This window comes from Chitinophaga sp. (assembly GCF_036569185.1).
Taxonomy (GTDB): Bacteria; Bacteroidota; Bacteroidia; order Chitinophagales; family Chitinophagaceae; genus Chitinophaga.
Window position 1 is genome coordinate 1 of the sequence record NZ_DATCRD010000003.1, and the last position, 12,806, is coordinate 12,806.

Consider the following 12,806-nt stretch of genomic DNA (forward strand, 5'->3'; position numbering starts at 1 on the left):
ATGTATTATACCGTGAGCTATAAGCATACGCCGCTGATCCTGGAATCGCTGCTGGATATACAGCTGGACAACCATCTCAGTGAAAGCGCCATGGCGCTGAAGGTGGACCATCATGCCAGCTGGTGTGAGAACCTGGCAGTGAAAGGTATTACCAAAAGAACACAGGATACCACCTGGGCGCCGGTGTATGGAGAAAGACAGCTTATCAGGGATTATTTCAACGAAGCAGTTGTTCACCTGGTAAAGGATGACAACCCCATCTACAATATGGATGTGGAGCTGAGAGCCTATAATGAAGGGATCGCCCTGCGTTACTTCTTCCCGGAAAATGAAAAAGGAACTTATTACCGGGTTACCGCAGAGCATACAAACTTCACCCTGCCCGAAGGAACAAGGGCATGGCATGCCAGCTGGGCACAGGCGCCGTATCGCCTGCTGCCGTTGTTCCAGTGGCCCGACAATAGCGAGCGCCCCCTAACCCTGCAGCTGCCCGATGGAAAGTTTGTATGCCTTGCAGAAGCACAGATGACGGATTATTCAAGAACGAAATTTACATTGGATGAGCGAAAGCCCAATACCATTGTAACCGCTATGCATGACCCTGCAGACCTGGTATCGCCGGTAGGTACGCCGTGGCGCGTGATCATGGCAGGGGAAAAGGCAGGGGATCTGATCGAAAATGATTTCCTTGCATTGAATCTCAACCCGCCGTCGAGGGTAAAAGAAACCAGCTGGATCAGGCCGGGAAAGATTATGCGGGTGATGACGCAAACCACCGCAGATGCTTTGTCGCACATCGACTTTGCCGCAGCTCATCATTTACAGTATATCCTGTTCGACTGGAAATGGTATGGCCCTGCATTTACTTTCACTTCAGATGTTACCAAAGTAGTGGCGCCCCTGGATATGCCTCGTATTATCGCATATGGCAAAGAGAAAAATATAGGCGTATGGTTATATGTAAATCAGCAGGGATTGCTGGCGCAATCGGATTCGCTGTACCGGGTGTATCACGACTGGGGCGTAGCGGGTGTTAAATTCGGTTTTGTACAGGTAGGATCGCACCGGTGGACCACGTGGATCCAGCAGCAGCTGCAAAAGGCCGCAGAGAACAACATCATGGTGAATATACACGACGAATACCGGCCAACAGGGGAACAACGCACCTGGCCTAACTTCCTCACCGCTGAAGGTATCCGCGGCAATGAAGAATTTCCTGATGCCACGCACAACACTGTGCTGCCCTTTACCCGCATGATAGCTGGTCCGGGTGATTATACCATCTGCTATTACGATCAAAGATTGAAGACAACCCATGCACACCAGCTGGCACTGAGCGTAGTGATGTACAGCCCGCTGCAAACGCTGTTCTGGTACGATAAACCGGCGTTGTATGAAAACGAGCCGGAGATCGAGTTCTTTGAAAAAGTACCTGCCAGCTGGGATGAAACAAAGATACTGGAAGGTGCGCCGGGGCAGTTTATTACTACCGCAAGGAGGAGAGGCGCCGAATGGTTTATAGGGGCCATCACTAACAATAACGCACGTACGCAGCGGCTGCCCTTATCCTTTTTAACGCCCGGGAAGAAGTACCTGGCCACTATCTATACAGATGATCCCAAAGCAGCTACCAAAACAAAAGTAGGGATCAAAACCGTAAAGGTAACGGCGGCTACGGTAATGGATATACGTCTGCAGGCTTCCGGTGGGCAGGCAGTATGGATACGCCCGGCATAATATTTATATTCAAATAAGCATTATCGCATGAATAAATTCAGAGCCGCTTTGCTGACCATAGGTATGATGGCTGCGGTTGGCGTTGCTTCGGCGCAAACGGCCAGACAAGGCCCGCATTTGTTTTTTACAGCAGAGAAAGTAGCCTTGCTGAAACAACGTATCCAGGCCGATACCTTTATTGCCGCCAACTGGAACGAAATACTGCAGCAGGCAGATGGGGTAGTACAGGGTGGAAATGCAAAGGGGAAAATTGATTACCTGGCCCTGGCTTACCTGGTAACCGGTAAAAAAGAATATGCGGAGAAAATAAAGATGCATTTGCTGCAGTTATGTTCCAAACCATCATGGACGGATCCCTCTATGATGCAGCGGGATCCGCCATGGACCTCGGACCTGGGCACCGCAGATAACTGTTGGGTAACCGCCATTGGCTACGACGCTATACGGAATACGCTTACAAAAGAAGAGCGCCATATCATTACCGGCGGCCTGGTACGCATGGGGATATTGCCTGCACTGAACGACTGGATCTTCCCTGAAAAAAGAATTCATTCACTGAACTCTATGGGGCATAACTGGTGGGCCGCCTGCGTAGGAATGGCCGGTGTAGCGGCATTGGCCATCCTCGACGATGAGCCGCGCGCCGCCGGTTGGGTGGAAACGGTGAACCAGGCCATGATAGAATGGTTTTCGTTTAACGGAGATGAACTGCATTTCAAACCCAAAAGCTGGGACGAAAAGGGGGCCATGTATGAAAGTGTGAACTATGCATCTTTTGGCGTATCCGAATATTTATTCTTCCGGCTGGCCTGGGAAAATACCTACCCTGGCAAACAGGCGCCGTTGATCCCGGTGCTGGATAAGGTACCCGGTTATTTCATGCACGTGGCCTATCCCCGTACCGGTATGCTGTATTCCCTGAACTTCGGCGACGGTGGTATGAACGCTATAGGCGAACGCCCGGTGAAATTGTTATACGCCATGGGAGATCATCATCCCAATAACCTCTGGTATTTATCGCAGATAGAAAAATTGCAGCACAAGGAAGGTTTGCCTGTAAATACGCCTATCGGTATCACTTATCAGCCGGATATGCGCAAAGCGCCTGCTGTACCTGATCTTCCTGCATCCGAAATTTTCAGCACCATTGGCTGGGCTACTATGCGCGATTCCTGGAAAAAGGATGCGACCATGCTGGGTGTTAAATCAGGATTTACCTGGAATCATTCCCATGCAGATGCCAACTCATTTATTTTATTTCACAAGGGGGAAGCCATCATCAAAGATGCGGGTAACAGCGGATATGGATCGGATGAATATGCGGGTTATTTTTTCCAGAGCCAGGCGCATAATGTGATCCTTTTTAACGGTCAGGCACAGCCTACAGAGCAGCAGTATTATGGCTCGCCGGAGAATGGCCATCTCAGTAACCTGCTGGATGGAAGTCATATTAAGTATATTTTGTCTGATGCCACTGGGCCTACTTCGAAGAATTTTACCCGTAATTTCAGGCATTACCTGTGGCTGGATAAAGTGATCCTGGTGATTGATGATGTGAAAACCTATAACACCGGTAAGTTTGAATGGCTGCTGCATCCCGGCGGCGAGGCCCGTAAAACAGGGATGGATATCAGTATACAAAATAATAAAGCTGCAGTGCTGGTAAGGCCGCTCTTCCCGGAAACACTGATACAAACGGGGTATAATCATGATTTCCCGGAGAAGATGAAGCTGGTGGAGAAAACTGCGCCACAGGCAAAAGACCTTACTAAAACAGAAACTTATTTCTCTATACAATATCCGGAGGAAGTGAGACAAACAAAATTTGTTACTGCCATCATCCTGAAAGATTCCGTGAACGATAATAACATTCCGCAGATAGAGCGCATAGCGGAGAAAGATTATATTGGTTTGCGTATCAGGCAGTCCGGGAAAGTAACAAACGTGTACCTGAACCTGCTGGCAGATGGAAGAAAGATGCACCTGAACAGTTGCAACAATATAAATGGATGGGATACGGATGCTTACCTGCTTGCCTTTACATGGCCGGAGCATAAGGATACCGGGAAGCCGGAAGATCTGCAGGATCTTTTTGTTGGCTATGGCAGTTATGTAAGAAAAGAACAGAAGGTGGTGTATGAATCGTTATCAAAATTAACCGGTATAGTAAGTTATGAGAAGCATAAAATAGCAGCGTATTTCAGTGGGCAACCCTATGCGCGGATAAGCATATTTGCCGATCATGCGCCGGGTATGTTTTCCCTTAACGGCAAGAAAACGCCTGTTAACTATGCATCATCAAAGTTTACATTTTTACTGAAGGAACCATCATGAAAAGAAGCAGGATGATAATTGTGCTCCTTGTTTTTCTATGTGCGCAACTGCATGCCCAAGAGTGGCAATGGAGTATACCGGTGAAGGGTATACGAAAAAATAATCCCCGTGCCTGGCTATGGATCCCTCCTGCCTGTAAACAGGTAAAAGGGATAGTGGTGGCGCAGCATAATATGGAGGAAATTGCTATTTTGGAAGATCCTGTTTTCCGGGAGAAGTTATCGGCATTGAATTTTGCAGAGATATGGGTATCGCCGCCGTTTGACCACCTTTTCCGTTTTAATGAGGGAGCCGGTGAAATATTTGATACCATGCTGCTGCGTTTAGCGGCGCTTTCCGGTTACAAAGAGCTGCTAACTGCGCCGGTGGTGCCGCTGGGGCATTCCGCCGCTGCCAGCTGGCCTTACTATTTCGCCGCCTGGAAGCCGGAGCGCACATTGGCCGCCATCTCCGTAAGCGGGCAATGGCCCTATTTCCGTGACGCCACATTTGCACCGGATATATGGGGCAACCGTAACATTGATTTTGTACCTTGCCTGGAAACAATGGGAGAGTATGAAGCGGCAGATACCTGGAGCAATGAAGGCTTAAAGGAGAGGGAAGCGCATCCTTATCTGGCGTTGAGTATGCTGGCTTGTCCTGCTGAGGGGCATTTTGCCTCCACTACTGAAAAAGCCGCCTACCTTGCTTTTTTTATCGGCAAAGCGGTGCAATACCGTATGCCCAATAATTATAACGGGGAAGGCTATCCGCAATTGAAACCAATTGATCCAACCCGTACCGGCTGGCTGGCCGACCGCTGGAGAAAGAATGAAGCGCCGCGATGGCCGGCTGCCCCGGTGGGGAAGTATATCGGCAACCCGGCGGAGGCTTTCTGGTTTTTTGATGAGGAAACAGCCAGGGTTACCACTACGTATGGCGCACGTTTCCGCAATAAAAAGCCGCAGCTGACAGGCTTTGTGCAATCCGGGAAAGTAGTGCCGCAACGCAATACGCATCAGCAGGTGGACCTGCAGTTTATACCGGAGCCTAATGGTACCTGTTTTTCTGTAGAAACCGTTTTTATGGATACAGTACCTGGTGGAAGCCCGCGGCTTACTGCATGGACGGATCTGCCCGTAGGGGCGCCATTGCAGCATGCGGCGGCAAAAAGTATAGGCGTAAGGGTGATTGCCGGTCCCGCAGTAGCGTTGGGCACGCACCGGTTCAGGTTACAGTTCCGCCCGGGAATGCTGCCAGACACCGGTCGATATGAGATCTGGCTGGTGGCGGAACATCCCGGCGATAGTGTATTTAAACCTTCTGTACAACAGGCGAAGATGACAGTGCCGGCTATTTTAACCGGCGGGCGTGCGCAGCATATCCGTTTTGATTCACTACAGGATACCCGGTATCACCGGGAGGGGATTGTGCTGAAAGCGGTGTCTGATGCTGGTTTGCCGGTACAATATTTTGTAATGGAAGGCCCGGCCCGCATCATTGACAACCAGGTCTACATCACACAGCTGCCGCCCCGCAGCAGGTTGCCCGTGAAAGTAACCATCGGCGCATGGCAATATGGTGTAAAAGACAGTGTCAACACCGCGGTACCCGTTTACCGTAGTTTTTATATCACCCGTAATAAATGATGATGCAGAAGTACCTGTTACATTTTTTTATCCTCCTGTTACTGTTACCGGCCCTGCCGGGAAATGCGCAACAGGATACGCTGTTGATGAGCGTGGATACCCGCAAAAGTAAAGGACCGTTGAACCCAATATGGGCCTGGTTTGGCTATGATGAGCCGAACTATACCTATATGAAAGACGGGAAGAAATTACTCACGGAAATTGCCGCTTTAAGCAAAGTGCCGGTATATGTGCGCGTACATAGCTTACTGGTAACCGGTGATGGCACAGCCGCATTGAAATGGGGATCTACCAACGCCTACACGGAAGACGCAAATGGCAACCCGGTGTATAGCTGGACCATCATCGATAAGATATTCGACACGTTTATAGAGCGGGGCATGAAACCCGTTGCACAAATAGGATTTATGCCGGAAGCATTGTCTGTAAAACCATCGCCTTACCGGCATCATTGGCAACCGGATAATAAGTATAACGATATATTTACCGGGTGGGCCTATCCCCCGAAAGATTATAAAAAATTTGCCGCGCTGGTATATGAATGGGTAAAGCATTCCGTAGCGCGTTACGGAAAAGCAGAAGTGGAAAGCTGGTATTGGGAGTTATGGAACGAGCCGAATATCGGTTACTGGAAGGGCACTACAGAAGAGTACATTAAGTTGTATGATTACACCGCCGATGCTGTAAAACGGGCATTGCCCACCGCCAGGATAGGCGGACCGGAAGTGACAGGCCCCAATTGGGATGTAGCGGCGAAGTTCCTCAAAACCTTCCTGGATCACGTAGTAAGCGGTAAGAACTATGCCACGGGAAAAACAGGCGCACCGCTGGATGTGATCACCTTTCACGCCAAAGGCGCGCCTAAGGTGATAGATGGCCATGTGCAGATGAATATGGCTGCACAGCTGCGTGATATCGACAAAGGCTTTGAAATAATAGCCGCTTATCCATCGCTGAAAAAACTGCCTGTTATTATCGGCGAATCAGACCCTGAAGGATGCGCAGCCTGCTCGGAAGCATTTCACCCTTCCAATGCTTACCGCAACGGCACTATGTATTCAAGCTATACAGCGGCCTCCTTTGCCCGGAAATATGACCTGGCGGCGGCCCGCGGCATCAACCTGGCAGGCGCGGTGACCTGGGCTTTTGAGTTTGAAGACCAGCCCTGGTTTGCGGGCTTCCGCGACCTGGCCACCAATGGCGTAGATAAACCGGTGCTGAATGTGTTCCGCATGTTTGGCCTCATGCAGGGCGACAGGCTGGAAGTAAGCGGGCAAACAAACTACGACTACCGGCAGATCCTCGACAGCAGCGTGCGGGGAGCCAAACGGGATGTGAATGCATTGGCTGCAGGCGACGCGCACAGCGCCAGCGTAATGGTGTGGAACTATCACGACGATAATATCATCCCGGCACAATCATCTCCCGTAAAAATAAAAGTAAAAGGACTGCCTTCCACCCGCGTATTACTGAAGCATTACCGGATCGATGCTTCCCATAGCAACGCTTATGAAGTGTGGAAAAAGATGGGGGCGCCACAGCATCCCGATGCCCTGCAAACCGCGCAACTGGAACGCGCAGGACAACTGGAAGCCATCACTTCACCGGAATGGGTGCTTCCCCGTAATGGCGAAATTATTTTAAATACAGACCTGCCCGGACAGGGAGTATCATTACTGCAATTAACGTGGTAACATGTAATTTTCCTGCGTAAAACCTGCCCTGCAGCTAATGCTGCAGGGTTTTTTATTTATGTCGCAAACTCCCCGTTTATTGTCTCATTTCGCCCTTTTTATTGAGAGTGAAGTAAATATCTTTGTGGCGATCATTTTTACCGGTAAAACATTTGCTTTTACCGGCAGAAAAATGATCCTGGCCGGAAAGGCTTTCTGTAGCGCATCTGCAGGGTATATATTTGAGCCCCGGATGAAGGAAGTTGGTTGCGAAAGAAAAAAACATCCGCCAGGAAATCGTCAGCAATATACAAAACCACTTATATGCACACATCCAGAAAGGCAGCTATCAGTTTTATTTTCGTTACGTTGCTCATTGATGTAATGGGATGGGGATTGATCATTCCCGTGATGGCAGATCTTATTGCACAGTTGAAGCACATCCCGGTTAACGAGGCCAGTACTTATGGCGCATTGTTGTTATCCGTTTTTGCGATCACACAGTTTGTATTTTCCCCGGTGATCGGAAACCTCAGTGATAAATATGGCCGTCGCCCTGTTTTATTGCTTTCCCTGCTGGGTTTCGGGATCGATTATATTATCCTGGCGCTGGCGCCGGCCTATGGCTGGTTGTTTGCCGGGCGTATCATTGCCGGTATCACAGGAGCCAGCTTCACTACGGCCACTGCCTATATTGCGGATGTAAGCACGGATGAAACATCCAGGGCAAAAAATTTCGGGCTCATAGGCGCAGCTTTCGGATTGGGATTTGTGCTTGGCCCTGCATTAGGCGCATTGCTGGCTAACTGGGGCATCAGGGCGCCTTTTTACGCCGCTGCGGTATTGTGCCTGGTAAACTGCATCTGGGGATACTTTTTCCTGCCGGAATCGCTGGGCAAGGAAAACCGTCGTCCGTTCGACTGGAAGCGCGCTAATCCTTTTGGCTCACTGAAATTTTTAACCCAACACCCTGAAATAGGCGGACTGGCATTCGGGTTTTTCCTGATCTACCTGGGCGCACAGGCAGTGCAGAGCAACTGGAATTTCTTTACCATTTATAATTTCCACTGGAGTGAAAAAATGGTAGGTATTTCCCTGGCCGTGGTAGGCGTGCTGGTGGGCGCTGTACAGGCAGGATTAACCAGGGTCATTAACCCGAAAATAGGTAATGAAAAAAGTATTTACCTCGGCTTATCGTTGTATACATTAGGCCTCGTATTATTTGGCTTTGCCACACAGGGCTGGATGATGTTCGTGTTCCTGATCCCTTATTGCCTGGGCGGGATCTGCGGGCCTTCCTTACAGTCCGTGATATCCGGTCATGTGCCGGCTAACCAGCAAGGGGAGCTGCAGGGAGCGCTTACCAGCCTGATGAGCCTTACCACCATTATCGGCCCATTGATCATGAACGGCGCCTTTGCTTATTTTACCTCAGCCAAAGCCCCGTTCCATTTGCCAGGTGTACATTTCCTGATCGGCGCGGTGTTTATATTACTCAGCATCGTTATTATTTATAAGGTGCTTTCCCGTGAAAAGAAAGAACATCCCGAACTGGCGGAAGTGCTTAATAAAGATTTGAGCAGTACGCCCATGCACTAACGGGAGCGGGTAGACTATATTTGTATCAGCAAACAGGACTGGCTACAATAGCCAGTCCTGTTTATTTTTTCAGGGAGAAAAAATGCCTTAGACCGGCAATACTGATTTCTTAATATCGATCACCTGTGTGTTCGTCCACCGGTCGTGCCAGGGATTGCAGTGATAGCCAAACCCGCTGAGGCCATTAAACGGAACGGCACGTATTAACCCTCGTAAAAATGCTTTGCCCGCGCTAACGGCAACACCATCTTCAGTCACTGCTTTGGTACCGGTGATCAGTTTACCTATGGAGCGGCCCTGGAATACTGCTTCTACCGTGCCCATATACAATCCGTACAGCAGCAGCGGTACAAACGGCTTCTCTATAAAAGAGAGAACGGATTCAGCAACTTCCGGAGCAGCGGCGCCAAGGACAAAAAATAAGGCGAATATAGCCGCGTAAAAAGTGATGATGTCTATCAGGTAATTGGCCAGGCGTTGCCCCGAACTGGCGTCATGAAGCTTTGTTTCATCTTCAAAAATAGATACTTCAGCAAGTTGTTCCATAGTATAAGGGTTTGGGAGTGACGGGACGAAGATAGCCCTTTTTTTAAAATGAAATTATGCCTGCTGAACCGGGGCTTATAAGAAATAGGTTACCCAAGCACAAACCGGTATCCCACGCCTTTAATAGTAAGAATCTGCAGGTTATCGTCTTCCTTCAGGTGCACCCGCAGCCGGGTGATGTATACATCCAGGTTGCGGCTGTTGAAAAAAGAATCGTGCCCCCAGAGCAGGTCGAGGATATTTTTCCGGTCGATGATACCGTTGCGGTTTTCGTAGAGTAGTTTCAGTAGCTCGCTTTCCTTGTACGATAGTTTTTTTTCTTCTGTATCATTGGCCAGCACCTGGCGGTTGGTATAAAACCGGAACTTACCGATCTTGATATGATTGGCGGAAGGAGCGGGGGCTTTGTCCGATTTGCGCAATACGTTTTCAATGCGCACAATCAGTTCTTCCATACTGAAAGGCTTACGGATATAATCGTTGCCACCCAGCGTAAAACCTTTTACCAGGTCGTTGGTTTGCGTTTTGGCGGTGAGGAACAGGATAGGCACTTCCTGGTTAACGGCGCGTATTTCCGCAGCAATTTCAAACCCGTCTTTATTGGGAAGCATAATATCAAGTACACATACCGCGGGGTTTACCTGTTGGAACAATTGCATCACATTGGCGCCATCGCTTTCCAGTATTACCTCATAGCCACGGCGTTGCAAACTTTCCTTCACTATTTTACCAAGCGATAACTCATCTTCGATATATAAAATTTTAATGTTCATCTCACCCAATTTTAAGCTTAACTACCCGGCCGTTATCATAATGGATCACTGGTGCCTCTGCAAAAGGCAGCTTGATGGAAAAGGTGCTGCCTTTATCCAGTTCGCTTTCCACTTCAATAAAGCCCATATGCGATTGTACGATGTGTGATACATAGCTCAGACCCAGGCCATATCCTTTTATATTATGCCGGTTGCCGTTTGGCACGCGGAAAAATTTCTCAAAGATCCTGCTTTTGTATTCGCGGGCAATGCCTACACCGTTGTCGGTTACACGCAGTTCGATATATTGTTTGTGATCAATAATATGGATCAGGATATTGGGATCCTGTGCACTGTATTTTAATGCGTTATCCAGCAGGTTATACAGTACGCTGGTCATATGCAGCTTATCGGCAGTGATGGTGAAGTTATGACCGGTTCTTTTTAAGGTAGTAACGGCGCGCTGTTTCTCGAACTGCAGCTTCATGGATATCATTACACTGCGGGCCAGGTCCGTAAGGTCGAAAGGTTCTTTATTCAGGGGGATTTCCCTGTTTTCAAACATCGATAGCTTCAACACTTTATCTACCAGCAACGCCAGCCGGTTCATTTCATTCGCTGAGATATCCAGGTATTCGAGCGTGGTTTGCAGGTCTTCCAGCGCGTCAAAACTCCTCAGTGCTTCAATGGCTACGCTCACTGTGGCGATGGGCGTTTTCAGCTCATGCGTCATGTTATTGATGAAATCATTTTTCAGTTGGGCCAGCCGCTGTTGCTGTTTCAGGTTCCGGTACAACAGCAGGAAGGAGAAGATGGTAACCGCCAGGAGGAAGAAAGATACCAGTATAGGCTGACTGATTCGCTTCAGCAGGTACCAGGTATTATTCTCAAACGTTACGGAGTAGTTCATGGGTTTGGTGAAGCCAATGGTAACCGTATTGCCGTCCAGGTCATCGGGGAAAGTGTTATATATCCGCGAGGTATCAAACGGGGCGGCAGTCACCATAAAAGGAACATCGATTTTTTCCCTTGCCAATGCCTGCTGATACCTGTCTACCACTTCCTTTACGGTGATGGAATCCCGGAGGGAATCCACCCCGGCCAGGAACTGGAAAACCCCGGCAGCAGGAGCTGCGGGAAGAGCCCTGGCTACGCGGTATCCTACGTTCACGGAAGTATCGTTGACAGGTATGGAGGTGGAGTTTAAAGCCACCACCATGGTTCGTTTAAACCCCCGGACCGCATGAGTGGGCACAAAGGAATCCCTTACCCCTTCCTGGAGCACATTGGAGATGCCGGTCATACCGGCGCGGTCTTGTACCCGCAGGCTGATATTGGAATCCAGGTTCAGTTTTACCGCCTGCAGCCGGAAAATGGTTTCCCTGAAAAGAATATTGGTGCGCACGGTGAACAGTCTTTTTTCTTCCCGGTAATTATTGCTCAGCCAGTAGGCCTGGAAAGCGGTGATCAGCAGGATGGTCAGCGCAATCAGGAAAACGGCAGCCGGTATGGAAAGTTTATATCGCACTAAATTGATTGAATGGTCAGAAATAACAATACTACGGCAAATGTATCATTTCCTCCTTCCCGAACACGGAAACATTAACCTAAATTAACATTAAATCAAGTCATGTTAACCTCCGTTCCGGCAGGAAGGAAATAGCTTTATTTCCTTAAAAGTATACAACATGAAGAAGATAATTTTTACGCTGGCTGCAGGTTGTTGCCTGTTAACCGCTTATGGCCAGCAGCAGCAGGGACGCGTGGTTTACGAACGCACCATACAAATGCAGCTACGTATGATGGGCATCGCCGCCGGCGCCGGTGCGGATGCCGGGCCGGACAACCTGCTGCCGCATTCCCGGAAAGATAAGCTGGAGGTATTATTCGGCAATGGCCAATCCTTACGCCGTGCAGTGGAAGAAGAAGCCCCGGAAGAATTTGCAGACGAAGGCGGTATGCATGTACATATGGTAACGGCTGGCGATAATGAAATAAGCTACACCAACTTTTCAAATAACCGGGTAGTGGACCAGCGGGAGTTTGCTGCGAAGAGTTATATCGTTACAGACAGTATTCATAAGCTCACCTGGAAAATGACCGGCGAAACCCGTACTATCCTCAATTATCCCTGCCAGCAGGCGGTGGCGCAGCGCATTGGCAAACGGCTCATGAGCACCGTGGAAAACGGGGAAATGAAAAGCAAAGAAGTAGCAGATACCGCTAATATCACTGCCTGGTTTACCCTGGCTATCCCTGTGCCAGCCGGCCCTGATTTCCAGGGACAGCTTCCCGGCCTTATCCTGGCTATTGATATCAATAACGGCGCTACCGTATACCAGGCCCTGGAAGTAGCTCCTGTAACGGATCTGGCAGCTATCAGGGAACCTTCTAAAGGGAAGAAAGTAACGGAAGCGGAATTTAATAAGGCAAGAGAAAAACTGATGGCGGAGATGCAGCGCAACGGGGGAGGTATGATACGGACAATGAGGATAGGCCAGTAAATAAATAACGGGAGGAAGGCGGATCATCTTCAT

9 protein-coding genes are annotated in these 12,806 nt (G+C 49.2%); 6 read left to right on the top strand and 3 right to left on the bottom strand.

Annotated features, from left to right (window positions below):
* The 5 genes from VIM72_RS00085 to VIM72_RS00105 form a co-directional block, all read left to right on the top strand.
* The coding region (locus VIM72_RS00085) for a glycoside hydrolase family 97 protein (protein WP_332000833.1) at positions 1-1,737 on the top strand (1,737 nt) is incomplete at its 5' end.
* Between the two features lie 27 nt (positions 1,738-1,764).
* Positions 1,765-4,071 (top strand): heparinase II/III domain-containing protein, encoded by a 2,307-nt coding sequence (locus VIM72_RS00090; protein WP_332000834.1) that lies wholly within the window; start codon positions 1,765-1,767, stop codon positions 4,069-4,071.
* Complete coding sequence (locus VIM72_RS00095) at positions 4,068-5,699, top strand: hypothetical protein (protein ID WP_332000835.1); 1,632 nt, start codon at positions 4,068-4,070, stop codon at positions 5,697-5,699. The genes VIM72_RS00090 and VIM72_RS00095 overlap by 4 nt, the downstream gene beginning before the upstream one ends.
* Entirely contained in the window at positions 5,696-7,393 is a 1,698-nt protein-coding gene (locus tag VIM72_RS00100) for a GH39 family glycosyl hydrolase (RefSeq protein ID WP_332000836.1), read from the top strand. The genes VIM72_RS00095 and VIM72_RS00100 overlap by 4 nt, the downstream gene beginning before the upstream one ends.
* A 303-nt stretch (positions 7,394-7,696) precedes the next feature.
* The gene (locus VIM72_RS00105) at positions 7,697-8,971 is read left to right on the top strand and encodes a TCR/Tet family MFS transporter (protein ID WP_332000837.1); all 1,275 of its coding nucleotides are present in this window, start codon (positions 7,697-7,699) and stop codon (positions 8,969-8,971) included.
* 87 nt (positions 8,972-9,058) lie between these two features.
* Here VIM72_RS00105 and VIM72_RS00110 read toward each other — a convergent pair whose 3' ends face one another.
* From VIM72_RS00110 to VIM72_RS00120, 3 genes are all read right to left on the bottom strand, one after another.
* Positions 9,059-9,517, bottom strand: a complete 459-nt coding sequence (locus tag VIM72_RS00110; RefSeq protein WP_332000838.1) for an RDD family protein — start codon at positions 9,515-9,517, stop codon at positions 9,059-9,061.
* 89 nt (positions 9,518-9,606) lie between these two features.
* The gene (locus VIM72_RS00115; protein WP_332000839.1) at positions 9,607-10,290 is read right to left on the bottom strand and encodes a response regulator transcription factor; all 684 of its coding nucleotides are present in this window, start codon (positions 10,288-10,290) and stop codon (positions 9,607-9,609) included.
* Position 10,291: 1 nt separating this feature from the next.
* Positions 10,292-11,797 (bottom strand): HAMP domain-containing sensor histidine kinase, encoded by a 1,506-nt coding sequence (locus tag VIM72_RS00120; RefSeq protein ID WP_332000840.1) that lies wholly within the window; start codon positions 11,795-11,797, stop codon positions 10,292-10,294.
* A 160-nt stretch (positions 11,798-11,957) separates the two neighbouring features.
* Here VIM72_RS00120 and VIM72_RS00125 point away from each other — a divergent pair, with 160 nt between their 5' ends.
* Positions 11,958-12,773, top strand: coding sequence for a GLPGLI family protein (locus VIM72_RS00125; protein WP_332000841.1), 816 nt, complete (start codon positions 11,958-11,960; stop codon positions 12,771-12,773).
* The last annotated feature ends 33 nt before the right edge of the window (positions 12,774-12,806 follow it).

Excerpts from the sequence above, each read along its gene's own strand:
- VIM72_RS00090 (WP_332000834.1), top strand. The coding sequence starts at position 1,765 with ATGAATAAATTCAGAGCCGCTTTGCTGACCATAGGTATGATGGCTGCG.
- VIM72_RS00095 (WP_332000835.1), top strand. The coding sequence starts at position 4,068 with ATGAAAAGAAGCAGGATGATAATTGTGCTCCTTGTTTTTCTATGTGCG.
- VIM72_RS00100 (WP_332000836.1), top strand. The coding sequence starts at position 5,696 with ATGATGATGCAGAAGTACCTGTTACATTTTTTTATCCTCCTGTTACTG.
- VIM72_RS00105 (WP_332000837.1), top strand. The coding sequence starts at position 7,697 with ATGCACACATCCAGAAAGGCAGCTATCAGTTTTATTTTCGTTACGTTG.
- VIM72_RS00110 (WP_332000838.1), bottom strand. The coding sequence starts at position 9,517 with ATGGAACAACTTGCTGAAGTATCTATTTTTGAAGATGAAACAAAGCTT.
- VIM72_RS00115 (WP_332000839.1), bottom strand. The coding sequence starts at position 10,290 with ATGAACATTAAAATTTTATATATCGAAGATGAGTTATCGCTTGGTAAA.
- VIM72_RS00125 (WP_332000841.1), top strand. The coding sequence starts at position 11,958 with ATGAAGAAGATAATTTTTACGCTGGCTGCAGGTTGTTGCCTGTTAACC.